The sequence below is a fragment of the Pseudomonas sp. NCCP-436 genome (assembly GCF_019656335.1).
In the GTDB taxonomy this organism is placed as follows: domain Bacteria; phylum Pseudomonadota; class Gammaproteobacteria; order Pseudomonadales; family Pseudomonadaceae; genus Aquipseudomonas.
This window is the reverse complement of record NZ_BPLZ01000006.1, coordinates 60748-87294: the sequence shown is the minus strand read 5'-3', so window position 1 is coordinate 87294 and position 26547 is coordinate 60748. Positions and strand designations below refer to the sequence as shown.

Sequence of the window (26547 nt, the reverse complement as noted above, 5' to 3'; positions counted from 1 at the left end):
CGCCGTCTGGCTCACAGGCTCTGGCGGCGTTGCGCCCGAGCCAGTCGCTGGGCCTCCAGCTGCACTTCCGACAATACCTCCTGCACATAGTCGATATGCCGCTGGGACAGCTCGCGGGCATCCTCGGCCCGTCCCTCCATGATCGCTTCGTAGAGTGCCCGGTGCTGTCGGATCAGCATGTCGCGGGTTTCCTCGCGTTGGGCGTACATGCCGCCAATATTGGTCACCACGTTACGTTTGAGCAGGTCGAACAGTCCGCGGATGGTATGCAACAGCACCGCATTGTGACTGGCCTCGGCGATAGCCAGATGGAAGCGCGCGTCGGCCGCTCCTTCTTCGGATCGGGTTACTTTGCCAGCCCGCTCATAGCAGTCCTGTAGCGCCTGGAAGGCATCGCTCAGTCGCTGGCGGTCGATGTCGGTGGCACGCCGGGCGGCATAGTAGGCGCAGGAGCCTTCCAGGGTGTGGCGAAATTCGAGCAGGTCGCGCTGGGCATCTTCCTTATTTTCCAGCAGTTGCAGCAGTGGGTCGCTGAAAGTCGAACCGAGTGACTCGGCAACGTAGTTGCCGCCCCCCTGGCGACTGGTGAGCAACCCCTTTGCCACCAGCTTCTGGATTGCTTCGCGCAGCGAAGGCCGTGACACGCCGAACTGCTCGGCCAGCGCCCGCTCGGCCGGCAACCGCTCGCCGGCGCGCAGGGTGCCTTCAAGAATCATGGTTTCCAGCTGCGCGACGATGTCGTCGGAAAGGCGGCGCTGCCGTACCACCCCAATTTCCATCTCTCGAAATCTCCATTGGTTTGACCAACATTGCGCAAGCCTATAGCGCTGCCCATCGTCGGACAAGGCGACCCTTTACGACCAAAGTCTTAGAGATCCCGTTTGACAGCCAACTGATCGACTTTTAACCTGAGTCTGTCTGCATGTAAATTGGTATGACCAATTTATTCTAACCAAGAACAAGAACCAGTTCCCGAGGAGATCTCTCATGATCGACCGTAACGCTATGCGCCGTGCCCTGTCTCTTTTGTTGCCTCGCATGCGCTCTGCAGTGGAGTAAGAACCAATGTCCAACGGTATCCTTGCCCTGCTGGCGTTTTCTCCCATCCTGCTGGCAGCCATCCTGCTGATAGGCCTGCGCTGGCCCGCCAAGCGCACCATGCCTTTGGTTTATCTGGTGACGGTGCTCATCGGTCTGCTGGTGTGGGACATGAGCTTCAATCGTATCCTTGCTTCTACCCTGCAGGGGCTGATCATCACTGGCGGCGTGCTGTGGATCATTTTCGGCGCGATCCTGCTGTTGAACACCCTCAAGCACTCTGGGGGTATCACTGCCATTCGCGCCGGTTTTGCCACCATCAGCCCGGATCGTCGCATCCAGGCGATCATCATTGCCTGGCTGTTCGGTAGTTTCATTGAAGGTGCATCAGGCTTTGGTACGCCGGCCGCTATTGCGGCTCCGCTGCTGGTCGCCATCGGCTTCCCGGCTATGGCCGCGGTATTGCTGGGTATGCTGGTGCAGAGTACTCCGGTGTCTTTCGGTGCGGTGGGGACGCCAATCCTGATTGGCGTTAACACCGGTCTGGATACCGCCAGTATTGGTGCTCAACTGGTTGAGCAAGGTTCTTCCTGGGCGCAGTTCCTGCAATTGATCAGCAGCGAGGTAGCGATCATCCACGCCATTGTTGGTGTACTGATGCCGCTGATCATGGTGCTGATGTTGACCCGCTTCTTCGGAGAAGAAAAAAGTTGGAAAGCAGGCCTGGAAGTGCTGCCTTTCGCCCTGTTTGCCGGCTTGGCATTTGTCCTGCCCTATGCGGCCACTGGCGTTTTCCTCGGCCCGGAATTCCCGTCGCTGCTTGGTGGTCTGATTGGGCTGGCCATCGTCACCAGCGCGGCTCGCGTCGGTTTCCTGGTGCCCAAGCGCACTTGGGACTTCGCCCCGGCGGACAAGTGGCCGAGCGAGTGGTTGGGCAGCGTGGAAATGAAGCTGGATGAACTGACCTGCAAGCCGATGAGCGCATTTCGCGCTTGGTTGCCCTATGTGCTGGTCGGTGCTCTGTTGGTGATCAGCCGGGTCTTCCCCGAAGTCGGCGCCACGCTCAAGTCGGTAGTGGTGGTGTTCCCCAATCTGTTGGGCGAGGCCGGCATCAACGCGGACTTCCAGCCACTCTTCCTGCCGGGTGGAATCCTGGTTGCGGTGGTGCTGGCCACTTATTTCCTGCACGGTATGAAGGCTCGTGAGCTGGGCCGGGCGGTGAAGGAGTCGTCCAGTGTGTTGCTCAGTGCCGGCTTCGTGTTGTTGTTCACCGTACCGATGGTGCGCATCCTGATCAACTCCGGCATCAACGGTGCTGAACTGGCCAGCATGCCGATTCTGATGGCCCGCTGGGTGGCCGACAGTGTCGGCGGCGTCTACCCGCTGCTGGCTCCGAGCATTGGGGCACTGGGGGCCTTTATTGCCGGCTCCAATACGGTCAGCAATATGATGTTCAGTCAGTTCCAGTTCGGCGTGGCCAGTAGCCTGGGTATCTCCGGAGCACTGATCGTATCGGTACAGGCCATTGGCGCAGCCGCTGGCAACATGGTGGCAATCCACAATGTGGTAGCCGCTTCTGCAACCGTTGGTTTGCTTGGTCGTGAAGGCAGCACGCTGCGTAAGACCATCTGGCCGACGCTGTACTACGTTCTTTTCAGCGGCATCATTGCGCTGTTGGCTATTTATGTGCTCGGTGTTAGCGACCCGCTGGTCGGTCTCTGACAGTTCCAGCCTGATGCGCCCCGGCCTGCCGGGGCGTCTTCCGTCAGGCCATGACCTTTCGTTCAGCAACAGGATACGTTCATGATCATTTCCGCCTCCACCGACTATCGTCGCGCTGCTCAGCGCAAGCTGCCGCCTTTCCTGTTTCACTACATTGATGGTGGCGCCTATGCCGAACACACCCTGCGCCGAAATGTGGAGGATCTGTCGGGCATCGAGCTGCGTCAGCGGGTGCTGAAGAATATGTCGGAACTCAGCCTTGCCACCGAACTGTTCGGCGAGCAGCTGGCACTGCCGGTGGCGCTGGCTCCGGTCGGACTGACTGGCATGTACGCCCGCCGCGGCGAGGTGCAGGCGGCCAGGGCCGCTGATGCCAAGGGTATTCCCTTCACCTTGTCCACCGTGTCGGTCTGTCCGATCGAGGAGGTCGCGCCGGCCATCAACCGACCGATGTGGTTCCAGCTCTATGTGCTCAAGGATCGCGGCTTTATGAGAAACGCCCTGGAGCGGGCCAAGGCCGCCGGCTGTTCGACTCTGGTGTTCACCGTAGACATGCCGGTGCCGGGTGCCCGCTACCGTGATGCGCACTCGGGGATGAGCGGCCCCAATGCGGCGATGCGCCGCTACCTGCAGGCGTTCATGCATCCGCGCTGGGCTGTGGAAGTCGGCCTGCTCGGTCGTCCACACGATCTGGGCAATATCTCCACCTACCGTGGCCATGCCATCGGCCTGGAAGACTACATGGGCTGGCTGGGCAACAACTTCGATCAGTCGATCTCCTGGAAGGATCTGGAGTGGATTCGCGATTTTTGGGATGGCCCGATGGTGATCAAGGGCATTCTCGATCCGCAGGATGCCCGTGACGCTGTGAAGTTCGGGGCCGATGGCATTGTCGTGTCCAACCATGGTGGTCGTCAGCTCGACGGTGTGCTGTCCAGCGCCCGCGCTCTGCCGGCCATTGCTGATGCGGTCAAGGGCGAGCTGAAGATCCTTGCCGACTCCGGTATCCGTACAGGTCTGGACGTGGTGCGTATGCTGGCCCTGGGCGCTGACACCGTGATGCTTGGTCGTGCCTTCGTCTATGCCCTGGCTGCTGCCGGTGGTGCCGGAGTGAGTAACCTGCTCGATCTTATCGAGAAGGAAATGCGTGTGGCCATGGTGCTGACCGGCGCCAAGTCTATCGCTGAAATCAATCGTGATCTGCTGGTACGGGAGCTTTGAGCGCATGACTTGCAGTAGCGCGAACAGCATCAGTGCCGAGGCTTTGCTTGGCCAGTTGCGTGAGATCGTCGGCGGTGCCCATGTGCTTACCGATGAACAGTCGACACGGCGCTTTCGCAAGGGCCACCGTACCGGAGAGGGCAGTGTTCTGGCAGTGGTGCGCCCGGGTTCGCTGCTGGAGCAGTGGCGTGTGCTGCAGGCTGCCGTCGCGTCTGATCGTATCGTCATCATGCAGGCCGCCAACACCGGCCTGACCGGGGGCTCTACACCGGACGGCGATGATTACGATCGCGAGATCATCCTAGTCAATACTTTGCGCATTACGGGTGTCCAACTGATCAACAATGGCGAGCAGGTGGTCTGCTTGCCGGGGGCCACGCTGGATCGCCTGGAGCAGGCACTGGCACCGCTGGGGCGTGAGCCGCACTCGGTGATCGGTTCGTCCTGCATCGGTGCTTCGGTACTCGGCGGTATCTGCAATAACTCTGGTGGCGCTTTGGTACGCCGCGGCCCGGCCTATACCGAGCTGGCGCTATATGCCCAGGTCAAAGCTGATGGCTCGCTGGAGCTGGTCAACCATTTGGGTATCGATCTGGGCAGCAGTCCGGAGGAGATTCTTACCCGTCTGCAAAACGGCGACTACGGCCCGAAGCATATTCGCAACGAAGGTACCAGCAGGGCCTCCGATGCGCGCTATGGCGAGCACGTGCGAGATGTGGACGCCGATACTCCGGCTAGATTCAACGCTGATCCGTCGCGTCTGTTCGAGGCTTCCGGCTCGGCTGGCAAGTTGTGCCTGTTTGCCGTGCGTCTGGATACCTTCCCGAAGGAGCCGAGCACGGTGTTCTACATCGGCAGCAACGATCCACACGATCTGACCGAGGTGCGCCGTCACCTGCTGGCCAGATTGCCGCGCCTGCCGATCGCCGGAGAATACATTCACCGCACTGCCTTTGATATTGGCGAGAAGTACGGCAAGGATACTTTCCTGATGATCGACAAGTTCGGCACTGCCAAGGTGCCGGCTGCCTTTGCCATGAAGAGCCGGATCGACGGGTTTTTCGAGCGCTTTGGTCTGCGTGGCGTTACGGATCGAGTGATCCAGGCGTTGATGAACCTGCTGCCCAGTCATCTGCCGTGGCGCATGCGCGAATATCGTGATCGTTTCGAGCACCATCTGTTGGTGCGGGTTTCCGACGATACTCTGGAGCAGACCCGAGACTTTCTCAGCGAGTATTTCGACGGTCGCCAGAGCGGAGCTTTCTTCCAGTGCGATGCCGAGGAGGGGCGCAAGGCCTTCCTTCACCGCTTCGCCGTCGCTGGCGCGGCGATTCGTTACCGCGAAGCACACAGGCACAGCGTTGAGGACATCCTGGCGCTGGATATCGCCCTACGCCGCAACGACCGTGACTGGGTAGAAACTTTGCCGCAGGAGCTGGAGGACAAGATTATCCACAAGCTCTACTACGGCCACTTCTTCTGTCACGTGTTCCATCAGGACTACATTGTCAAGAAGGGCAACGACCCAATCGAGATGGAGCATCAGATGTGGAAGCTGCTCGATGAGCGTCGTGCCGAATATCCGGCTGAGCACAACGTCGGTCATCTTTATGTGGCCAAGCCCGCGCTGGCCGGTTTCTACCGCGAGCTGGATCCGACCAATACCTTCAATCCGGGCATCGGTCACACCTCCAAGCACAGACACTGGGGCGGTTGCTGCGGGCAGGAGCACGGATAGCTCTTGCATAAATACCAAGAGCAGATCGTTTATCGGTAGTGCGAAACCAGGCCCTGGCAAGCAGCACGCTATTCACCAGGATTTGGAGCCATGGCTGAAGCATCTCGTGCGGCATCGGGTTTTGGGATGTTCTTCCATTGGTCGCTGTCTGGTTCCGGGCAACCTGCTCCACTGGGTGTAGTCAGCTTGCGCATCTTGTCATCGATGCGGGCACTTCAAGTTCAGCGGCATATGGCGGGTTTTGCCAATGGAGAATTAGAGCCTTGGTTTGCAGGGAGTCAGATCAGGCTGCTGGTCTGCTGCAAAATCGGCATAAGTACGCCTGATCCTGATGTGGAGGGGGGGGGCTGAGCCGCCGTCCGTGCTCGTCAAGATACGTGACGGTAAATCGATCGCAATGCTGCCTGGACGGAGGGGCGGCATTGCGATCGGCGCCTGAGCGGGTTTATTGCGGGTCGATGTCCAGCGGTTCGGGAACCGGTACTGGAACCGTCTCCACCTGATCCACCTCGCGCTGGATCTGTTCCAGCAATGAGCCCGGAGCTGCCGGAGTTTCTTTGGTCGTCTCGGGGCGGGACTGCGGTGTGCTGACGTCGCTGCCTTCGCCGAGAATCGCCCGGTCGCGACTGACCCCTGGAAGGAAGTCGCCGGAAAGACCGACCAACTGGTCGTTGCCGTCAAAGACCAGGCTTACACGTTCCTGGTAACGCTGCAGACCACCCGGCTGGATGCTGTAGAGATAATCCCAGCGGTTGGCGTGGAAGGTGTCGGTAATTAGCGGGTTGCCCATGATGAAGCGCACCTGGCGGCGCGTCATGCCGGGACGCAGTTGGTCGATCATGTCCTGCGTCACGACATTGCCCTGCTGGATGTCGATCTTGTAGACCCCGGGGAACGAACAACCGGCGAGTGCGAAGAGCCCGGTCAGCGACAGGCTGGTCAGCAGGAGCTTGGTTTTTTGCATCGGAGGGTGACTTCCACTATCTTGGGCAACTTGAACCCCTGATCATACCCGGATTGAAGGATGCTGCGAAGCAGCATCCGTGAGAAAGCAGACCATGGTTGAAAATAACGAACTTCGCAAAGCTGGGCTGAAGGTGACGTTGCCGCGCGTCAAGATTTTACAAATGCTCGATAACGCGGAAAATCGCCACATGAGCGCCGAGGATGTCTACAAGTCGCTGATGGAGGCGGGGGAAGACGTGGGGCTGGCCACTGTCTATCGGGTGCTGACCCAGTTCGAGGCTGCCGGCCTTGTGGTGCGTCACAACTTCGATGGCGGCCATGCCGTTTTCGAGCTGGCTGACAGCGGGCATCACGATCACATGGTCTGCGTGGATACCGGCGAGGTCATCGAGTTCTTCGATGCCGAGATCGAGCGTCGGCAGAGGGAAATCGTCGAGCAGCATGGTTTTGAGTTGGTGGATCACAATCTGGTGCTCTACGTAAGCAAGAAGCGTTGAGGTATTGGCTTGCATGAAAAAAGGCGACCTTTGTGTCGCCTTTTTTCATGCTGCAGGTTCTTGCTCTGCCCGCGCCGGTCTGTTCAGGCGCTTTGAACGTTGGCGACCATCCGGCGGGCATGGGCCAGCGATTCTTCGGTAAGGTCGACGCCGCCGAGCATGCGGGCAATTTCCTCCACACGGCCGTTATCATCGAGCTGGCTGACGGTGGTGGAGGTGACATTCTTGCCGCGGCGTTTGTGCACAAACAGATGCTGGTGTCCCTGGGCTGCCACCTGGGGTAGGTGAGTCACGCACAGTACCTGGCCGCGCTCGCCCAGACGGCGCAGCAACTGGCCGACCACTTCGGCAGTAGGGCCGCCGATCCCTACGTCCACTTCGTCAAAGACCAGAGTTGGCACTCGCGACGTTTGTGCGGTGATCACCTGGATGGCCAGGCTGATGCGCGACAGTTCTCCGCCGGAAGCAACCTTGGCCAGTGGGCGCAGGGGTTGGCCCGGGTTGGCACTGACCAAAAACTCCACGTTTTCCAGTCCATTGACCTGGGGATCGTCGCTCGATGTGGGTTGCAGTTGCACGCTGAAGCGGCCGCCGGGCATCCCCAGTGCCTGCATTTCCCGCTCGACCGCCTTGGCCAGGCGCTCGGCGGCGCGCTGGCGACGGCTGCTAAGCTCGTCGGCCCTGTCCCGATAATGGCGCGTGTAGGCTTCCAGTTCCTCGGTCAGGCGCTCGCTGGCCTGGTCGTCGGCATTGAGACTTTCCAGTTCCTCGAACAGCCGCTGTTGCAGTCCGATCAGTTCGCCTGGCTGGATGCGATGCTTGCGGGCCAGTGTATAGATGGTGTCGAGTCGCTCATCCAGATATTGCTGGCGCTGTGGGTCCGCGTCGAAGTGGTCGGTAAAACGGTTGAGTTCGCCCACGGCCTCCTCGACCTGGATTTGCGCTGACGCCAGCAGGTTGCTGGCTTCGGCCAGTGCACCATTCTGGTCGGCAAAGCCACCGAGTCGATTGAGGCAGGCTGTCAGTGCCGAAAGCACATTGCCCGCGTCGCTCTCGCTGCACAGCTCCACCACCTGGCGGCACGCGCTGAGCAGGGCCTCGGCATTACTAAGAGCCTTGTGCTCCTGCTCCAACTGCTCCAGCTCGCTCTCGCCGAGCGCCAGATTTTCCAGTTCCTCCAGTTGATAGCTGAGTAGCTGATGGCGGGCTCGCTGTTCGTCGCTGGCGTTGGTCAGTCGTTCCAGCTCCTGGCGGGTCAGCTTCCAGCGTTGAGCGGCTAGCTGTACCTGGCGCGCCAGCTCCTGATTGCCTGCGTACTCGTCAAGCAGGCGGCGGTGGGTGTCGGTCTTGAGCAGCGACTGGTGTTCGTGCTGGCTATGAATGTCGATCAGCAACTCGCCAAGCGCCTTGAGATCGCTCTGTGGGCAGGGTGTGCCGTTTATATAGCCTCGCGAGCGCCCCTCGGCGGTTATCACGCGACGCAGGATGCATGGGCCGTCGCTGTCCAGGTCGCGCTCGGCGAGCCAGGCGCGGGCTTCGGGAATTTCGCTTAGGTCGAAGCTGGCGAGCAGATCCGCCTTGTCAGCCCCTGGGCGTACTACGCCAGCCTCGGCTCGGTCACCCAGGCATAGGCCGAGGGCATCAAGCATGATCGACTTACCGGCGCCGGTCTCGCCGCTGATGGCGCTCATGCCGGCGCGCAACTCGAGATCCAGATGCTCAACGATGGCGTAGTTGTGAATGGACAGGTGCACCAGCATGGCGAACGCTCCCGAGTGGTTTCTGGTTATTTATACAGTGTTTTTTCTTTCGCTGACAATCCTCGTCTTTACCCTTGAAACAGGAGCAATCGACTCCATATAGGCGGCAGGAGCGCGAACCGGTATCGCGCCAGTTTTTTCTACGAGGAGAAAGGCATGGCTGACGAACAGACCCTGGATACGCAGAATCCCGAGGAGCAGGCCGCTGAGGCTGCCGAGGTCTCTGCGCCGGACGAGGATCTGGCTGCTCGCGTGCAGGCCCTGGAAGAGCAGCTGGCTGCCGCGCAGGATCAGTCGCTGCGTATGGCAGCCGATCTGCAGAATGTGCGCCGCCGCGCCGAGCAGGATGTGGAAAAGGCGCATAAGTTTGCCCTGGAGAAATTTGCTCTTGATCTGCTGCCGGTCATCGACAGCCTGGAGCGCGGTCTGGAGTTGTCCAGCCCGGACGATGAGGCGATCAAACCCGTGCGCGATGGTCTGGAGCTGACCCTCAAGCTAATGCTCGATACCGTGGCGCGCTATCAGGTGCTGCCGGTGGATCCGCTGGGCGAGCCGTTCAATCCCGAGCACCACCAGGCCATGGCTATGGAAGAAAGTGTCAGTGCCGAGCCGAATTCGGTGCTCAAGGTTTTCCAGAAGGGCTATCTGCTCAATGGTCGTTTGCTGCGTCCGGCCATGGTCGTGGTCAGCAAGGCTCCGGTTACGCCGCCGCCAAGCATCGACGAGCAGGCTTGAAATCCGCTGAGTCATCCCCATTTCTGAGTCAAGCGCTTTAGTGCAGCCGCGGCCCTAGAAGCGAGGCGGCGGGAAATCCAAGTTTCGGGAGAACATTCATGGGCAAAATCATTGGTATCGACCTGGGGACCACCAACTCCTGCGTCTCCATTCTGGAAAACGGCAACGTCAAGGTTATCGAGAACGCCGAAGGCGGCCGTACCACTCCTTCCATCATCGCCTATGCCAACGACGGCGAAATCCTCGTCGGGCAGTCGGCCAAGCGTCAGGCGGTGACCAATCCTCACAACACCCTGTATGCGGTCAAGCGCCTGATCGGTCGTCGTTTCGACGAGGGCGTGGTGCAGAAGGACATCAGCCTGGTGCCCTACAAGATCGTCAAGGCTGATAACGGTGACGCCTGGGTCGAGGTCAACGGCCAGAAGATGGCTCCGCCGCAGATCAGTGCTGAAGTGTTGAAGAAGATGAAGAAGACCGCCGAGGATTACCTGGGCGAGCCGGTGACCGAGGCAGTGATCACTGTCCCGGCCTACTTCAACGACAGCCAGCGCCAGGCCACCAAGGATGCTGGTCGCATCGCCGGTCTGGATGTCAAGCGGATCATCAACGAGCCGACCGCGGCTGCTCTGGCTTACGGCATGGACAAGGCCAAGGGCGACCGCACCGTGATCGTTTACGACCTGGGTGGCGGTACCTTTGACGTGTCGGTGATCGAGATCGCCGAGGTTGACGGTGAGCATCAGTTCGAGGTGCTGGCTACCAACGGCGACACCTTCCTCGGTGGTGAAGACTTTGACATTCGCCTGATCGATTACCTGGTCGACGAATTCAATAAAGAAACCGGCATGAACCTTAAGGGTGACCCGCTGGCCATGCAGCGTCTGAAGGAGGCTGCCGAGAAAGCCAAGATTGAGCTGTCCTCCAGCCAGCAGACCGACGTCAACCTGCCGTACATCACGGCCGATGCCAGTGGTCCGAAGCACCTGAACGTGAAAATTTCCCGTTCCAAGCTGGAGTCGCTGGTTGAGGATCTGGTGCAGCGCACCCTCGAGCCCTGCCGCGTTGCGCTCAAGGATGCCGGTATCGATGTCGGCGCGATCAATGATGTGATTCTGGTCGGTGGTCAGACCCGTATGCCGCTGGTGCAGAAGGCTGTGGCCGACTTCTTTGGCAAGGAAGCGCGCAAGGACGTCAACCCGGACGAAGCCGTGGCCATGGGGGCCGCCATTCAGGGCGCCGTGCTGGCCGGTGACGTGAAGGACGTCTTGCTGCTGGACGTGACTCCGCTGACCCTGGGCATCGAGACCATGGGTGGTGTGATGACCCCGCTAATCGATAAGAACACCACTATTCCGACCAAGAAGTCGCAGGTGTTCTCCACTGCCGACGACAACCAGAGCGCCGTGACCATCCATGTACTGCAGGGCGAGCGCAAGCAGGCTGCGCAGAACAAGTCGCTAGGCAAATTCGACCTGGCTGACATTCCGCCGGCGCCGCGCGGCGTACCGCAGATCGAAGTGACCTTCGATATCGATGCCAACGGTATCCTGCATGTGTCCGCCAAGGACAAGGCCACCGGCAAGCAGCAGTCCATCGTGATCAAGGCCAACTCCGGTCTGTCCGAGGAGGAAATCGAGCAAATGGTGCGTGACGCCGAGGCCAATGCCGAGGAAGATCGCAAGTTCGAGGAGCTGGCCACCGCGCGCAACCAGGGTGACCAGCTGGTGCATGCCACCCGCAAGATGCTCAACGAGGCCGGTGACAAGGCAACTGCCGATGAGAAGGCCGCTATCGAGAAGGCCATCGGTGAGCTGGAAGCGGCCATCAAGGGCGACGACAAGGCAGCTATCGAGGCGAAGATGAACGCCCTGTCCGAGGCGACCACTCCGCTGGCACAGAAGATGTACGCCGAACAGCCGCAGCCGGGTGCTGCCCAGCCTGACGCGCACGACGCCAAGGACGCCGGTGACGACGTGGTCGATGCCGAGTTCGAAGAGGTCAAGGACAACAAGTAAGTCGGACTTGCTTGGGCTCCAGCGTGCGCTTCGGCGCACGTCCGATTCGCTGCGCGGGGGCTTGCTCCCGCGTCTGCGTGTCTGGAGGGTGCGAATTTCAAAGGTACAGATAACCCATGGCTAAACGCGATTATTATGAAGTGCTCGGTGTCGAGCGCGGTGCCAGCGAGGCGGAGCTGAAGAAGGCCTATCGCCGTCTGGCGATGAAGTACCATCCGGACCGCAATCCGGGCGACAAGGAGGCTGAGGAGAAATTCAAGGAGGTCAATGAGGCCTACGAGGTGCTCTCTGATGCCACCAAGCGTTCGGCCTACGATCAGTACGGCCATGCTGGTGTCGATCCGCAGATGGGCGGAGCCGGCGGTGGTTTCGGTGGGGCCAACTTCTCCGATATCTTCGGTGACGTGTTCAGCGACTTCTTTGGTGGTGGTCGCGGCGGCTCGCGTGGCGGCGCCCAGCGTGGCAGCGACTTGCGCTATTCTCTGGAGCTGGATCTGGAGGAGGCGGTACGTGGCACCAATGTGACCATCCGTGTGCCGACCCTGGTCGGCTGCAAGGCCTGTGATGGGACTGGTGCGAAGAAGGGAACCAGTCCGGTCACCTGTACCACTTGCGGTGGCATCGGTCAGGTGCGCATGCAGCAGGGCTTCTTCTCGGTACAGCAGACCTGTCCGCGCTGTCATGGCAGTGGCAAAATGATCACGGATCCCTGCGGCAGCTGTCACGGGCAGGGACGCGTGGAGGAGAGCAAGACGCTGTCGGTCAAAGTGCCGCCAGGGGTCGATACCGGCGACCGCATCCGCCTGTCCGGCGAGGGCGAGGCCGGTACTCACGGCGGGCCGGCTGGCGATCTCTATGTGGTGGTCAATGTGCGCGAGCACCCGATCTTCCAGCGTGACGGCAAGCACCTGTACTGCGAGGTGCCGATCAGTTTCGCCGACGCGGCGCTGGGCGGCGAGCTGGAAGTGCCGACCCTGGACGGTCGGGTCAAGCTGAAGATCCCGGAGGGAACTCAGACCGGCAAGCTGTTCCGTCTGCGTGGCAAGGGCGTATCGCCTGTGCGTGGCGGTGCGCCGGGCGACCTGATGTGTCGTGTGGCAGTGGAAACCCCGATCAACCTGACCAAGCGCCAGCGCGAGCTGCTCGACGAGTTCCGCAAGTCGCTGCAGGGTGATGATTCCCACTCGCCCAAGGCCAGTGGTTGGTTCGAGGGCGTCAAACGTTTCTTCGGCGACGTATAAAATCGCGCATTCGCAGCAGGCTGGCGGCCTGCCTGGATGCATCAGCTTGGAGCCGCATGGCTATGCAACGTATCGCAGTAATGGGCGCCGCCGGGCGCATGGGCAAGATTCTCATCGAGGCCGTACGGCAGGCCGAGGGCACGCAACTGTGCGCCGCGATTGATCGTCCGGATAGCAGTCTGATCGGCGCCGATGCCGGCGAACTGGCCGGTATCGGTCGCATTGGTGTCAGCCTGGTTGGTGATCTGGCGGCGGTAGTGGACGAGTTCGATGTGCTGATCGACTTTACCCATCCCACCGTGACCCTGAAAAACCTGGAGGTCTGCCGTCAGGCCGGCAAGGCCATGGTCATCGGCACCACCGGTTTCTCCCCGGAGGAAAAGCAGTTGCTGGTCGATGCCGCTAAGCAGATTCCCATCGTTTTTGCTGCCAACTACAGTGTTGGCGTCAATCTGTGTCTGAAGCTGCTGGATATGGCGGCCCGGGTGTTGGGTGATGAGGTGGATATCGAGATCATCGAGGCGCACCACCGGCACAAGGTTGATGCGCCGTCCGGTACCGCCCTGCGTATGGGGGAGGTGGTGGCCAATGCACTGGGGCGCGACCTGCAGCAGGTTGCGGTATACGGTCGTGAGGGGCAGACCGGCGCTCGCGCACGGGAGGCCATCGGCTTTGCCACCGTGCGCGCCGGAGATGTGGTGGGCGATCACACCGTGCTGTTCGCTGCTGAGGGCGAGCGTGTGGAGATCACTCACAAGGCATCCAGCCGCATGACCTTCGCCCGTGGCGCGGTACGCTCGGCTTTGTGGCTGGCTGGTCGCGAAGCTGCCTTGTACGACATGCAGGATGTGCTCGGCCTGCACTGACTGTCTTCGGTGCGCAGGCTGTCCGGTCTGCGTGCCTGGCATGTGGGCGATGCGATGGTGGCGTCCCGTTTTTCCTTTTTCCTTCTGTACTGAAGGAAGAGGAAGCTGTGAGGTTATTCCACAATCGTCAGGAGGCGGCTTTCTTTCGGGGTGACCAGTGTCGGAGCCGGTTTTTCCCAGGGGGAAAAAGGTCATTGCGCCTTTTGATTTTCAGGCCTTTCCTGTAGACTTCCTGTTTTAGTGTGTCCACTAAAAGTTACGCAGAATGGCTCAAATAAAAAAGCGGGATGACCTTCACACGTCATCCCGCTTTTTTACAACCTGCGTTTGCTTCAAGCCTTGATTGAGACGGAGGTCTTCTTGACTAAGCCAGCCCCCAAAACCGCCATTCTGGCCCTTGCTGACGGCAGTATCTTTCGCGGCGAATCCATAGGGGCCGATGGTCATACCATCGGTGAGGTGGTGTTCAACACCGCCATGACCGGCTATCAGGAAATCCTTACCGACCCTTCCTATGCTCAGCAGCTCGTAACGTTGACCTACCCGCATATCGGCAATACCGGCACTACGCCGGAAGATGCGGAGTCCAGTCGCGTATGGGCGGCCGGCCTAATCATCCGTGACCTGCCACTGATTTCCAGCAACTGGCGCAACAAGCAGCCGCTGGATGAGTATCTGAAGGCCAGTGGCACCGTCGCCATCGCTGGCATTGATACTCGCCGATTGACCCGCATTCTGCGCGAGAAGGGTTCGCAGAACGGCTGCATCCTGGTCGGGGCTGATGCCACCGAGGAAAAGGCTCTGGAGCTGGCTCGCAGTTTTCCGGGCCTCAAGGGCATGGACCTGGCCAAGGAAGTTACCTGCGATAAGGCTTACGAGTGGCGCTCCAGTGTCTGGAACCTGGTAAGCGACAGTCATCCGGAAATCCCGGCTGGCGAGCTGCCGTATCACGTCGTCGCCTATGACTACGGCGTCAAGCTGAACATCCTGCGTATGCTGGTGGCCCGCGGTTGCCGCCTGACCGTGGTGCCGGCGCAGACTCCGGCCAGTGAAGTGCTGGCGTTGAATCCCGATGGCGTATTCCTCTCCAACGGCCCTGGCGACCCGGAACCTTGCGACTACGCGATCAAGGCCATCCAGGAGATTCTTGAGACAGATATCCCGGTATTTGGCATTTGTCTCGGTCATCAACTGTTGGCCCTGGCCTCCGGCGCCAGAACCCTGAAAATGGGGCATGGCCACCACGGTGCCAACCATCCGGTGCAGGACCTGGACAGCGGCGTGGTTATGATCACCAGTCAGAACCACGGTTTTGCCGTGGATGAGAGTAGCCTGCCGGCCAATCTGCGTGCCACTCACAAATCGCTGTTCGACGGCACCCTGCAGGGCATCGAACGTACCGACAAGGTCGCCTTCAGCTTTCAGGGTCACCCCGAGGCGAGCCCGGGGCCGCACGATGTGGCCCCGCTGTTCGATCGCTTCATCGAAGCCATGGCCAAGCGCCGCTAAGCCTCGCCGACTGACCCAAGGATTCGAGTAAAGAACATGCCAAAACGTACAGACATCAAAAGCATCCTGATCCTCGGCGCCGGCCCCATCGTCATCGGCCAGGCCTGCGAGTTCGACTACTCCGGCGCCCAGGCCTGCAAGGCGCTGAAGGAAGAAGGTTTCCGTGTCATCCTGGTGAACTCCAACCCGGCCACCATCATGACCGACCCGGCCATGGCCGATGCCACCTACATTGAGCCGATCAAGTGGGCCACTGTGGCCAAGATCATTGAGAAGGAGCGTCCGGACGCCCTGTTGCCGACCATGGGCGGCCAGACCGCGCTGAACTGTGCGCTGGATCTCGAGCGCCACGGCGTGCTGGAGAAGTTCGGTGTGGAGATGATCGGTGCCAACGCCGACACCATCGACAAGGCCGAGGATCGTTCGCGCTTTGACAAGGCCATGCGCGCCATTGGCCTGGAGTGCCCGCGCTCCGGTATTGCCCACAGCATGGAAGAGGCCTACGGCGTGCTGGAGCAGGTCGGTTTCCCCTGCATCATCCGTCCGTCCTTCACCATGGGCGGCACCGGTGGCGGCATCGCCTACAACCGCGAGGAGTTCGAGGAAATCTGCGCCCGCGGCCTGGACCTGTCGCCGACCAACGAGCTGCTGATCGACGAGTCGCTGATCGGCTGGAAGGAATACGAGATGGAGGTGGTCCGCGACAAGAAGGACAACTGCATCATCGTCTGCTCCATCGAGAACTTCGACCCGATGGGCGTGCACACCGGTGACTCGATCACCGTGGCCCCGGCACAGACCCTGACCGACAAGGAATACCAGATCATGCGCAACGCCTCCCTGGCGGTGCTGCGCGAGATCGGCGTGGAAACCGGCGGCTCCAACGTGCAGTTCGGCATCTGCCCGAACACCGGCCGCATGGTGGTGATCGAGATGAACCCGCGGGTGTCGCGTTCCTCGGCACTGGCCTCCAAGGCCACCGGTTTCCCGATCGCCAAGATTGCCGCCAAGCTGGCGGTCGGCTACACCCTCGACGAGCTGCAGAACGATATCACCGGCGGTCGTACCCCGGCATCCTTCGAGCCGTCCATCGACTACGTGGTGACCAAGGTCCCGCGTTTTGCCTTCGAGAAATTCCCCAATGCCGATGCCCGTCTGACTACTCAGATGAAGTCGGTGGGCGAGGTCATGGCCATTGGTCGTACTTTTCAGGAATCGGTACAGAAAGCTCTGCGCGGCCTGGAAGTCGGTGCCACCGGCTTTGATCCGAAGCTCGATCTGAATGATCCGGAAGCCGAGAGCACCCTGCGTCGTGAGCTGACCGTGCCGGGTGCCGAGCGCATCTGGTACGTGGCCGATGCCTTCCGCGCCGGCAAGAGCGTGGAAGACGTATTCGCCCTGACCAAGATCGACCCCTGGTTCCTGGTGCAGATCGAGGATCTGATCAAGGACGAGGAGCGGGTCAAGACCCTTGGCCTGTCCGGCATCGACGCCGAGCTGATGCGCAAGCTCAAGCGCAAGGGTTTCTCTGATGCGCGCCTGGCCACGCTGCTGGGTGTTACCGAGAAGAGCCTGCGTGCGCATCGCCACAAGCTCAAGGTATTGCCCGTGTACAAGCGGGTGGACACCTGTGCCGCCGAATTCGCCACCGACACCGCCTACATGTACTCGACCTATGAGGAAGAGTGCGAGGCCAATCCGTCCAATCGCGAGAAGATCATGATTCTCGGCGGTGGCCCCAACCGTATCGGCCAGGGCATCGAGTTCGACTACTGCTGTGTACACGCGGCCCTGGCCATGCGTGAAGATGGTTACGAGACCATCATGGTCAACTGCAACCCGGAAACCGTTTCCACCGACTACGACACTTCCGACCGCCTGTACTTCGAGCCGGTGACCCTGGAAGACGTGCTGGAGATCGTTCGCGTCGAGCAGCCGAAAGGCGTCATCGTGCAGTACGGCGGGCAGACCCCCCTGAAGCTGTGTCGTGCCCTGGAAGAGGCCGGCGTGCCGATCATCGGTACCAGCCCCGAAGCCATCGACCGTGCCGAAGATCGTGAGCGCTTCCAGCAGATGGTGCAGCGTCTGAACCTGCGTCAGCCGGCCAACGCCACCGCACGCAGCGAGGACGAAGCGTTGAGCCTGTCGAAAAACATCGGTTATCCGATGGTGGTGCGTCCGTCCTACGTACTCGGTGGTCGGGCGATGGAGATCGTCTACCAGGAAGAAGAGCTCAAGCGCTACATGCGCGAGGCGGTGAAGGTATCCAACGATAGTCCGGTGCTGCTGGATCACTTCCTCAATTGCGCCATCGAGGTGGACGTCGACGCGGTGTGCGACGGCGAGACCGTAGTGATCGGCGCGATCATGCAGCACATCGAACAGGCCGGCGTGCACTCCGGTGACTCGGCCTGCTCGCTGCCGCCGTACTCGCTGCCCAAGCACATCCAGGACGAGATCCGCGAGCAGGTCAAGAAAATGGCCCTGGAGCTCGGCGTGGTCGGCCTGATGAACGTACAGATGGCCGTGCAGGGTGAGGATATCTACGTCATCGAGGTGAACCCGCGCGCTTCGCGTACCGTGCCGTTCGTCTCCAAGTGCATCGGCGAGTCGCTGGCCAAGGTGGCTGCTCGTGTCATGGCTGGTAAGTCGCTGGCTGAGGTGGGCTTCACCGAGGAGATCATTCCGCCGTTCTTCAGCGTCAAGGAGGCGGTGTTCCCGTTCAACAAATTCCCGGGCGTCGACCCGATTCTCGGCCCGGAAATGAAGTCTACCGGCGAGGTGATGGGTGTTGGTGACAGCTTCGGCGAAGCCTTCGCCAAGGCCCAGTTGGGTGCCAACGAGATTCTGCCGAACTCCGGCTGCGTCTTCATCAGCGTGCGCGAGGATGACAAGGCCGAAGCGGTACAGGTAGCCCGTGACCTGATTGCGCTGGGCTTCGAGGTTGTTGCTACCGCTGGTACGGCGAAGGTGATCGAGGCAGCTGGGTTGCCGGTACGCCGGGTGAACAAGGTGACCGAAGGTCGTCCGCATGTCGTCGACATGATCAAGAACGATGAGGTTACCCTGATTATCAATACCACCGAAGGGCGTCAGTCCATCGCTGACTCCTACTCGATCCGTCGTAACGCCCTGCAGCACAAGATCTACTGCACCACCACCATCGCGGCGGGGCAGGCGGTCTGCGAGGCGCTCAAATTCGGTCCGGAGAAGACCGTGCGCCGGCTGCAGGATCTGCATGCAGGAATCAAGGCATGAACAAGTACCCCATGACTGTCCAGGGCGCTCGCGCCCTGGAAGAAGAGCTGGCGCACCTGACTAAGGTGCGTCGCCCTGCCCTGAGCCAGGCTATCGCCGAGGCTCGTGAGCTGGGTGACCTGAAGGAAAACGCCGAATACCATGCTGCGCGCGAGGAGCAGGGCATGGTTGAGGCGCGCATCCGCGATATCGAGGGGCGTCTGCAGAATGCGGTGATCATTGACGTCACTGCCATCGAGCGCACTGGCAAAGTGATTTTCGGTACTACCGTGGAAATCGCCAATGTCGAAACCGACGAGAGCGTGACCTACCAGATCGTCGGTGAGGACGAGGCCGACATCAAGCAGGGCAAGATCTCGGTCGCATCACCCATCGCTCGGGCCCTGGTTGGCAAGAGCGAGGGGGATGTGGTGGCAGTGCAGACGCCCAGCGGTCTGGTCGAGTACGAGATTGTCGAAGTTCGCCATATCTAGTCGCGCAGCCCGCTCTTCAGCGAAGCCAGCTGCCATTCTCTGGCAGCTGGCTTCTTCGCTTTGGGTTGGTGGTTTGTGGGCATGGCAGCTGCTTGTGCAGCCAGGGCTGTCACGTACCGGTCTGGCGCCGTTATTGGTGCAGGAAGTCGAGATTCAGTTCAGTGCATTGCTGGTGGCGCTGGCGGCGTTTTGCTGCGGGTTGCAGGCAGTGATCCTGCTGTGTTGCGAGGGACTGAGCGGCCTTTGGCGGGATTTCCGCGGGCAGTTGTTGCTGGGCGCCCTGCTGATGGCGCTAAGCTACTGGCTGGTGCCCTGGCTATGGGGTGAGGCGCCGCGCTGGCTGCGCTTTAGCTACCATCTCATGGCATTTTCCGGGCTGCTGCTGGTGCTGCAGCCCGTGCCGGTGCGCCGAGGCGGATGACTCAGCCCTGGTGGCGGATGACGTTGGAGAGGTTGCGGTTGGGCTTGGGATTCTTGCGGTAGAGCAGCGCCACCTTGCCGATGCTCTGTACCAGTTCGGCCCTGCCTGCCTCGCATAGCGCGGCGATGGCAGCTTGGCGATCTTCACGTTCGCCAAGGCGCAGTTGCACCTTGATCAGTTCGTGATCGTTCAGGGCGCGCTCCAGTTCCGCCAGAACCCCCTCGGTCAGACCGTTGTCGGCCACGATCAGAACGGGTTTGAGGTGGTGGCCGATGGATTTGAACTGTTTCTTCTGCTCCTGAGTGAGCGGCATAATCTGACCCCTAGGTTCGGTCTGGAAAAACGGTGCCTATCTTACCCGAGCCCGCGTAGTTATTCATGATCTGCCGGCAAGTGCAGGTACCGGTGTATCTGCCCTTGTGATTGCCGGAAAAGCCCCCATATGACGTTCAAGGCTTCTGTTACCGCTGTCCGCGCGGCTGTCTGTGTGCGAAGAAGGCGGGTGGGATGCGGTCGTCGGTTGTGTAAACCTCATAAAGGGTTACAGACGGTGCCTGCCAGAAGCGGGCGTTTGGTGTAACTTAGGACGGTAATCACTGGTCGTCATGGGAAGCTCGCTTCGCCACGAGGCCTGCTTCAGAGGGTAGCTAATTGAACGACATGGCAAAGAATCTGATCCTGTGGCTGATCATCGCAGCGGTGCTGGTCACGGTGATGAACAATTTCTCCAGCCCGAGCGAGCCGCAAACGCTGAGTTATTCGCAGTTCATCGAGCAGGTCAAGGAGGGGCGTGTTGAGCGTGTGGTCGTCGACGGCTACGTGATCACCGGCAAGCGCACCGATGGCGAAGGCTTCAAGACCATTCGTCCGGCCATTCAGGATGGCGGCCTGATCGGCGATCTGATCGATAACAACGTGGTCATCGAAGGCAAGCAGCCGGAGCAGCAGAGCATCTGGACCCAGTTGCTGGTGGCCAGCTTCCCGATCCTTGTGATCATCGCCGTGTTCATGTTTTTCATGCGCCAGATGCAGGGTGGTGCTGGCGGCAAGGGTGGGCCAATGAGCTTTGGCAAGTCCAAGGCGCGCCTGCTTTCCGAAGATCAGGTCAAAACCACCTTTGCCGACGTTGCCGGTTGCGACGAGGCCAAGGAGGAGGTCAGCGAACTGGTTGAATTCCTGCGTGATCCGGGCAAGTTCCAGCGTCTTGGCGGGCGTATTCCGCGCGGAGTGCTGATGGTTGGTTCGCCGGGTACCGGTAAAACCCTGCTGGCCAAGGCCGTGGCAGGTGAGGCCAAAGTGCCGTTCTTCACCATTTCCGGTTCCGATTTTGTCGAGATGTTCGTCGGTGTGGGGGCGTCCCGCGTGCGCGACATGTTCGATCAGGCCAAGAAGCACGCCCCGTGCATCATCTTCATCGACGAGATCGATGCCGTTGGTCGCCACCGTGGTGCTGGCATGGGCGGTGGTCATGACGAACGTGAGCAGACCCTCAACCAGTTGCTGGTGGAAATGGACGGCTTCGAGATGAACGACGGCATCATCGTCATCGCCGCGACCAACCGTCCGGACGTGCTCGACCCGGCACTGCTGCGTCCCGGGCGTTTCGATCGTCAGGTGGTGGTCGGTCTGCCGGATATTCGCGGCCGCGAGCAGATTCTCAAGGTTCACATGCGCAAGGTGCCGCTGGGCGAGGATGTCAATGCTGTGGTCATTGCCCGTGGTACACCCGGCTTCTCCGGTGCCGATCTGGCCAACCTGGTCAACGAGGCCTCGTTGTTCGCTGCCCGGGCCGGCAAGCGCCTGGTGGAAATGAAGGAGTTTGAGCTGGCCAAGGACAAGATCATGATGGGCGCCGAGCGCAAGACCATGGTCATGTCCGACAAGGAGAAGCTCAATACCGCCTACCACGAGGCAGGTCACGCTATCGTCGGTCGTCTGGTGCCTGAGCATGACCCGGTCTACAAGGTTTCCATCATTCCGCGCGGTCGAGCCCTGGGCGTGACCATGTTCCTGCCGGAGGAGGATCGCTACAGCCTGTCCAAGCGGGCGCTGATCAGTCAGATTTGCTCGCTGTTTGGCGGGCGCATCGCCGAGGAAATGACCCTGGGCTTTGACGGTGTCACTACCGGTGCTTCCAACGACATCATGCGCGCCACGCAACTGGCGCGAAACATGGTGACCAAGTGGGGGCTGTCCGAGAAGCTCGGCCCGCTGATGTACGCTGAGGAGGAAGGCGAGGTATTCCTGGGGCGCAGTATGGGTAGTCAGAACACCAACGTGTCCGGCGAGACTGCGCGCCTGATCGACGAGGAGGTGCGTCGCATCATTGACGAATGCTATGAGACGGCCAAGCGTCTGCTGATCGAGAACCGCGACAAGCTCGACGCCATGGCCGCTGCGCTGATGAAGTACGAGACCATCGACTCGGAGCAGATCGACGATATCATGGACGGACGTGAGCCCCGCGAGCCCCGTGGCTGGGGGGATGGTGACTCCGGTTCGTCTCCGCAGTCCGACGTCGATGAGGTTTCCCGTCCCGAGAAACCTATAGGTGGCCCTGCTGCCGAGCATTAAGGTTTTCCATGTCTGAAACGCAACTCCCGAGCCGGCTGCCTTGTGGCAGCCGGCTTCTTGATTTGTCCCGTCCGCAGGTGATGGGAATTCTCAATGTCACGCCTGACTCCTTTTCTGATGGGGGGCGCTACGCTCGGCGTGATGCTGCGCTGCGTCATGCTGTGGCGATGGTCGAGGCAGGCGCTACATTGATCGATGTCGGCGGCGAGTCGACCCGGCCGGGAGCGCGAGTTGTATCGCCGGTTGAGGAACTGGAGCGAGTTGCTCCGGTCGTAGAGGCGATCGCGCGTGAGCTGGACGTGATCATTTCGGTCGATACTTCAACGCCTGCAGTGATGCGTGAGACGGCCCGTCTTGGTGCCGGGCTGATCAATGATGTGCGCTCTCTGCGGCGTGATGGTGCGCTGGATGCTGCGGCTGACACCGGTTTGCCGGTGTGCCTGATGCATATGCGCGGTGAGCCCGGAAACATGCAGGACGATCCTTGCTATCCCGACATCTATGAGGAAGTGCGCGACTTTCTCGTCGAGCGCATGACGGCCTGTGCTGCAGCCGGTATTCCGGCGGATCGGCTGGTGCTGGATCCGGGATTTGGCTTTGCCAAGACGCTGGAGCATAACCTGTCGCTGTTTCGTCGCATGGATCAGCTTGCCGAGCTGGGTCGGCCGCTGCTGGTAGGTGTTTCGCGCAAGAGCATGATCGGTAAGGTGCTCGGCCACGAAGTGGAGGGGCGTCTGTACGGAAGCTTGGCGCTGGCTGCGCTAGCCTTGAGCAAGGGCGCGCATATCCTGCGAGTGCACGACGTGGCGGAAACCGTCGATGTGGTGCGCATGATTACGGCGGTCGAGAGCGCCTCCTAGCGCCCGTCGCCCTGGGGGGGCTGGAGCTTCTCCGTTTCGGTGCCCGTGGGCGCCTGTGGAGCGTTCTGCTGACTCAGACAGATCGTGTGGCTCCTTTCAGGAGGGGTCGCCAACAAGGAAAAGGCTATGGCTAGAAAATATTTCGGCACCGATGGCATTCGTGGGCGCGTCGGGCAGTACCCCATCACTCCGGATTTCATGCTTAAACTTGGCTGGGCTGCAGGAATGGCCTTTCGCAGGCAGGGCAAGTGCCGGATTTTGATCGGCAAGGACACGCGTATCTCCGGCTACATGTTCGAGTCGGCTCTGGAGGCCGGTCTGGCTGCGGCCGGAGTTGACGTGCAGTTGCTCGGGCCAATGCCGACACCGGCGATAGCCTATCTGACACGTACATTTCAGGCAGAGGCTGGGATCGTCATCAGTGCTTCGCACAACCCGCACGACGACAACGGTATCAAGTTCTTTTCCGGCGAGGGCACCAAGTTGCCGGACGAGGTGGAGCAACTGATCGAGGAATTGCTCGATCAGCCGATGGCCGTAGTCGACTCGGCCAGCCTGGGCAAGGCGTCGCGGATCAATGACGCCTCTGGGCGCTACATTGAGTTTTGCAAGAGTAGTGTGCCCAGTGGTACCAGCTTCAAAGGGCTGAAACTGGTCGTCGATTGTGCCAATGGAGCAGCCTATAAGGTTGCGCCCAGCGTGTTTCGCGAGTTGGGTGCTGAGGTGCGAGTGATTGCTGCGCATCCGGACGGTCTTAATATCAATGACGGCTGTGGCTCGACTCATATTGCTGCGCTACAGGCGGAGGTGGTGGCGCAGCAGGCCGACATGGGTATTGCTTTCGATGGTGATGCCGACCGGGTGCTGATGGTGGATCAGCATGGCTCGGTAGTCGACGGTGATGAGCTTCTGTTCATCATTGCGCGAGACATGCAAGAGCGCGGCTGCCTGCATGGCGGTGTGGTTGGAACGCTGATGAGCAATCTCGGTCTGGAGTTGGCGCTGGTCGAGCTGAATATTCCCTTTGTGAGAGCGAAGGTCGGGGATCGTTATGTGATCGCTGAGCTTTTGGCGCGCAACTGGTTGCTTGGTGGGGAGAACTCAGGGCATCTGGTTTGCTTCCAGCACACCACTACCGGCGACGCCATAATTGCCGCGCTTCAGGTGTTGATGGCGCTCAAACGTCGTGAACAGACACTGGCTGAGGCGCGGGCCGCGCTGTGCAAGTGTCCGCAGGTGCTGGTTAATGTGCGTTTTTCCGGTGAGACGGACCCGCTTGAGCATCCGTCGGTCAAGGAGGCTAGCGCGAGAATTACCGAGCGGATGGCCGGGCGTGGTCGCGTGCTGCTGCGCAAGTCGGGAACCGAGCCGTTGGTGCGAGTAATGGTCGAAGGTGACGACGAGCATCAGGTGCGCGCCTATGCCGATGAATTGGCAGGAATTGTTGCGCAGGTCTGCGCATGATTACGCTTGCTAGGCAGGGTGCTCTTGGGTAACATCTGCGCCCTCTTTGATCGATGAGGTAAGTCATGCGTTGCCCCATGGTCGCCGGTAACTGGAAAATGCAAGGTACCCGCGCCAGTGTCGCAGAGCTGATCGAAGGGTTGCGCAGGCAGGAGTTGCCTGAGGCGGTTGAAGTTGCAGTGTTTCCTTCGATGCTGCATCTTTCCCGGGTTTCAGATGCTTTGGCCGGTACTGTGCTGAGAGTCGGGGCGCAGGATTGCGCTGTCCAGTCCGAGCAGGGTGCGTTGACCGGTGAGGTGGCTGCAAGCCAGTTGGTCGATGGCGGTTGCAAGTTGGTGCTGGTCGGTCACTCCGAGCGACGCCTGATTCTTGGAGAGTCGGACTCGGTGGTTGTGCGCAAGTTTGCTGCGGTGAAGTCGACAGGTATGACGCCGGTGCTATGTGTTGGCGAGACTCGTGAGCAGCGCGAGGCAGGGTTCACGCTGGCGGTGGTGGCGGCCCAGCTTGCGGCGGTGACGGACGCCTTGGGTGTTCAGTCGCTGCACAATGCGGTGGTGGCTTATGAGCCGGTCTGGGCTATCGGTACTGGGCTGACAGCTACTCCGGAACAGGCGCAGGCAGTTCATGCTTCTATCCGTGCTCAGGTAGCTCGGTTGGATGCTGAGATTGCTGAGGGTCTGAGAATTCTGTATGGCGGCAGTGTGAAGGCCGCCAACGCAGCCGAACTGTTCGGTATGCAGGATATCGATGGGGGGCTGGTAGGTGGGGCCTCTCTGAATGCGGATGAATTCGGTGCGATCTGTCGCGCTGCGGGAATGTGAAGAATGCTGGAAACAGTCATTATTGTTCTGCATCTGCTAGGTGCGATTGGTATTGTCGTGCTGGTGCTGTTGCAGCAGGGCAAAGGGGCGGACGCTGGTGCGTCGTTCGGTGCGGGTGCTTCGGCAACTGTATTCGGAAGCCAAGGTTCTGCTACCTTTTTGAGTAAGTTTACTGCTATACTTACCGCAGCTTTTTTCAGTACCAGCTTGGGCTTAGCTTACTTTGCTAAGGAAAGAGCTGAGGCGCTGAGTCAAGTTGGTCTTCCAGATCCTGCGGTTCTGGAGGTTCAGCAAAAGCCGGTTGTCGAAGACGTTCCGGTGCTCGAGGAGCAGGCGCCCGCCGCTGGTTCGGCGGATGTGCCGGAAGTTCCAGGGCAGTAACAGTTTTGCCGAGGTGGTGGAATTGGTAGACACGCTACCTTGAGGTGGTAGTGGCCACAGGCTGTAGGGGTTCGAGTCCCCTCCTCGGTACCATATTCAAGAAAGCCCGCAATAATGCGGGCTTTCTTGTTGTCGCAGTGTTGGTTGACCCTTTGAGGGGTGGGTCGTATAATTCCGGCCCAGCTTTAGGCGCGGGGTGGAGCAGTCTGGTAGCTCGTCGGGCTCATAACCCGAAGGTCGTTGGTTCAAATCCAGCCCCCGCAACCAGTTCCAGAAGCCCCTGTTCAGGGGCTTTTTGTTGGAACCTTGATGGTCATGTGCCGGTTTTGTCGTGATGAGCGGCGGGTGCATGGCTGCTACGATCGAATTTGAACCCGCTCGTCTCTTGCTGTCTTTTTAGCAGGGTTTCGGTTGGCAGCGTCGTAATAGGTTCTTCGCTGGATACACTGTCCGCCGATCGTGGTGGATCGAAGGGATGGGCGTTTCGCCCATTTTTTATTTGCACAGCATGCACGAGGGCCGTTAAGTGTCGAGCAAGCTAGAACAGTTGCAGGCCTTGTTGGCCCCGGTAATCGAAGCTCTCGGTTACGAATGTTGGGGCATCGAGTTCCTGTCGCAGGGGCGCCATTCTCTGTTGCGCGTTTATATAGATAAGGTGGATGGCATCCTTATTGACGATTGCGAGATCGTCAGTCGTCAACTCAGTGGTGTGCTGGATGTCGAGGATCCGATCAGTTCGGAATACACCCTTGAGGTCTCTTCGCCCGGCATGGATCGGCCGTTGTTCACCCTGGAACAGTTTGGCAGGCACGCGGGCGAGCAGGTGAAGATCAGGTTGCGCTCGCCGTTCGAGGGACGACGCAATTTTCAGGGTCTCCTCCGTGGTGTGGAGGAGCAGGACGTGGTGGTGCAGGTGGATGACCACGAATATCTGCTGCCGGTCGATCTGATCGACAAGGCCAACATTATCCCCCGGTTTGATTGAGG

General features: G+C 60.2%; 22 protein-coding genes and 2 tRNA genes. 20 read left to right on the top strand and 4 right to left on the bottom strand.

Going from position 1 to position 26547, the window contains the following annotated elements:
• Positions 1 to 11: 11 nt before the first annotated feature.
• Entirely contained in the window at positions 12 to 779 is a 768-nt protein-coding gene (locus tag NCCP436_RS08640) for an FCD domain-containing protein (protein ID WP_220803584.1), read from the bottom strand.
• A gap of 286 nt (positions 780 to 1065) precedes the next feature.
• Here NCCP436_RS08640 and NCCP436_RS08635 point away from each other — a divergent pair, with 286 nt between their 5' ends.
• From NCCP436_RS08635 to dld, 3 genes are all read left to right on the top strand, one after another.
• Positions 1066 to 2760, top strand: a complete 1695-nt coding sequence (locus NCCP436_RS08635; protein ID WP_220803583.1) for an L-lactate permease — start codon at positions 1066 to 1068, stop codon at positions 2758 to 2760.
• An 81-nt stretch (positions 2761 to 2841) separates the two neighbouring features.
• Entirely contained in the window at positions 2842 to 3981 is a 1140-nt protein-coding gene (lldD, locus tag NCCP436_RS08630) for an FMN-dependent L-lactate dehydrogenase LldD (protein WP_220803582.1), read from the top strand.
• A gap of 4 nt (positions 3982 to 3985) precedes the next feature.
• The gene (gene dld / locus NCCP436_RS08625; protein WP_220803581.1) at positions 3986 to 5719 is read left to right on the top strand and encodes a D-lactate dehydrogenase; all 1734 of its coding nucleotides are present in this window, start codon (positions 3986 to 3988) and stop codon (positions 5717 to 5719) included.
• Between the two features lie 445 nt (positions 5720 to 6164).
• Here dld and NCCP436_RS08620 read toward each other — a convergent pair whose 3' ends face one another.
• Positions 6165 to 6683: an outer membrane protein assembly factor BamE gene (locus NCCP436_RS08620; RefSeq protein ID WP_220803580.1), complete on the bottom strand. Its 519-nt coding sequence runs from the start codon at positions 6681 to 6683 to the stop codon at positions 6165 to 6167.
• A gap of 94 nt (positions 6684 to 6777) precedes the next feature.
• Between NCCP436_RS08620 and fur the strand changes: the two genes are divergently transcribed.
• Complete coding sequence (gene fur, locus NCCP436_RS08615; RefSeq protein WP_220803579.1) at positions 6778 to 7182, top strand: ferric iron uptake transcriptional regulator; 405 nt, start codon at positions 6778 to 6780, stop codon at positions 7180 to 7182.
• A gap of 83 nt (positions 7183 to 7265) precedes the next feature.
• Here fur and recN read toward each other — a convergent pair whose 3' ends face one another.
• Positions 7266 to 8942: a DNA repair protein RecN gene (recN, locus tag NCCP436_RS08610; RefSeq protein WP_220803578.1), complete on the bottom strand. Its 1677-nt coding sequence runs from the start codon at positions 8940 to 8942 to the stop codon at positions 7266 to 7268.
• Positions 8943 to 9098: 156 nt separating this feature from the next.
• Here recN and grpE point away from each other — a divergent pair, with 156 nt between their 5' ends.
• From grpE to NCCP436_RS08570, 8 genes are all read left to right on the top strand, one after another.
• Positions 9099 to 9677, top strand: a complete 579-nt coding sequence (grpE, locus tag NCCP436_RS08605; protein ID WP_220803577.1) for a nucleotide exchange factor GrpE — start codon at positions 9099 to 9101, stop codon at positions 9675 to 9677.
• Between the two features lie 98 nt (positions 9678 to 9775).
• On the top strand, positions 9776 to 11692 hold the full coding sequence (gene dnaK / locus NCCP436_RS08600; RefSeq protein ID WP_220803576.1) for a molecular chaperone DnaK: 1917 nt from the start codon (positions 9776 to 9778) through the stop codon (positions 11690 to 11692).
• A gap of 116 nt (positions 11693 to 11808) precedes the next feature.
• Positions 11809 to 12933: a molecular chaperone DnaJ gene (gene dnaJ, locus NCCP436_RS08595; protein ID WP_220803575.1), complete on the top strand. Its 1125-nt coding sequence runs from the start codon at positions 11809 to 11811 to the stop codon at positions 12931 to 12933.
• 62 nt (positions 12934 to 12995) lie between these two features.
• Positions 12996 to 13799 carry a 4-hydroxy-tetrahydrodipicolinate reductase gene (gene dapB, locus NCCP436_RS08590; protein WP_220803574.1) on the top strand — a complete coding sequence of 268 codons (804 nt, stop codon included), beginning with the start codon at positions 12996 to 12998 and terminating at the stop codon, positions 13797 to 13799.
• Positions 13800 to 14159: 360 nt separating this feature from the next.
• Positions 14160 to 15308: a glutamine-hydrolyzing carbamoyl-phosphate synthase small subunit gene (gene carA, locus NCCP436_RS08585; RefSeq protein ID WP_220803573.1), complete on the top strand. Its 1149-nt coding sequence runs from the start codon at positions 14160 to 14162 to the stop codon at positions 15306 to 15308.
• A gap of 36 nt (positions 15309 to 15344) precedes the next feature.
• Positions 15345 to 18566 carry a carbamoyl-phosphate synthase large subunit gene (carB, locus tag NCCP436_RS08580; RefSeq protein WP_220803572.1) on the top strand — a complete coding sequence of 1074 codons (3222 nt, stop codon included), beginning with the start codon at positions 15345 to 15347 and terminating at the stop codon, positions 18564 to 18566.
• Positions 18563 to 19039 carry a transcription elongation factor GreA gene (gene greA, locus NCCP436_RS08575; RefSeq protein WP_220803571.1) on the top strand — a complete coding sequence of 159 codons (477 nt, stop codon included), beginning with the start codon at positions 18563 to 18565 and terminating at the stop codon, positions 19037 to 19039. Before carB ends, greA begins: the two co-directional genes overlap by 4 nt.
• 94 nt (positions 19040 to 19133) lie before the next feature.
• On the top strand, positions 19134 to 19460 hold the full coding sequence (locus NCCP436_RS08570; protein WP_309295059.1) for a DUF4149 domain-containing protein: 327 nt from the start codon (positions 19134 to 19136) through the stop codon (positions 19458 to 19460).
• A gap of 1 nt (position 19461) precedes the next feature.
• On the opposite strand, the gene yhbY is transcribed toward NCCP436_RS08570, so the two are convergent.
• A complete protein-coding gene (gene yhbY / locus NCCP436_RS08565) occupies positions 19462 to 19773 on the bottom strand; it encodes a ribosome assembly RNA-binding protein YhbY (RefSeq protein ID WP_220803569.1) in 312 nt (103 codons plus the stop codon).
• A gap of 347 nt (positions 19774 to 20120) precedes the next feature.
• Here yhbY and ftsH point away from each other — a divergent pair, with 347 nt between their 5' ends.
• From ftsH to rimP, 8 genes are all read left to right on the top strand, one after another.
• Entirely contained in the window at positions 20121 to 22034 is a 1914-nt protein-coding gene (gene ftsH, locus NCCP436_RS08560) for an ATP-dependent zinc metalloprotease FtsH (RefSeq protein WP_220803703.1), read from the top strand.
• A gap of 8 nt (positions 22035 to 22042) precedes the next feature.
• On the top strand, positions 22043 to 22894 hold the full coding sequence (gene folP / locus NCCP436_RS08555; RefSeq protein WP_220803568.1) for a dihydropteroate synthase: 852 nt from the start codon (positions 22043 to 22045) through the stop codon (positions 22892 to 22894).
• Positions 22895 to 23020: 126 nt separating this feature from the next.
• Positions 23021 to 24358 carry a phosphoglucosamine mutase gene (glmM, locus tag NCCP436_RS08550; RefSeq protein WP_220803567.1) on the top strand — a complete coding sequence of 446 codons (1338 nt, stop codon included), beginning with the start codon at positions 23021 to 23023 and terminating at the stop codon, positions 24356 to 24358.
• A gap of 65 nt (positions 24359 to 24423) precedes the next feature.
• Entirely contained in the window at positions 24424 to 25179 is a 756-nt protein-coding gene (gene tpiA / locus NCCP436_RS08545; protein WP_220803566.1) for a triose-phosphate isomerase, read from the top strand.
• A gap of 3 nt (positions 25180 to 25182) precedes the next feature.
• The gene (gene secG, locus NCCP436_RS08540) at positions 25183 to 25560 is read left to right on the top strand and encodes a preprotein translocase subunit SecG (RefSeq protein WP_220803565.1); all 378 of its coding nucleotides are present in this window, start codon (positions 25183 to 25185) and stop codon (positions 25558 to 25560) included.
• Between the two features lie 7 nt (positions 25561 to 25567).
• Positions 25568 to 25653 (top strand) — tRNA-Leu (locus NCCP436_RS08535).
• Between the two features lie 97 nt (positions 25654 to 25750).
• Positions 25751 to 25827 (top strand) — tRNA-Met (locus NCCP436_RS08530).
• Between the two features lie 259 nt (positions 25828 to 26086).
• On the top strand, positions 26087 to 26545 hold the full coding sequence (rimP, locus tag NCCP436_RS08525; RefSeq protein WP_220803564.1) for a ribosome maturation factor RimP: 459 nt from the start codon (positions 26087 to 26089) through the stop codon (positions 26543 to 26545).
• The last annotated feature ends 2 nt before the right edge of the window (positions 26546 to 26547 follow it).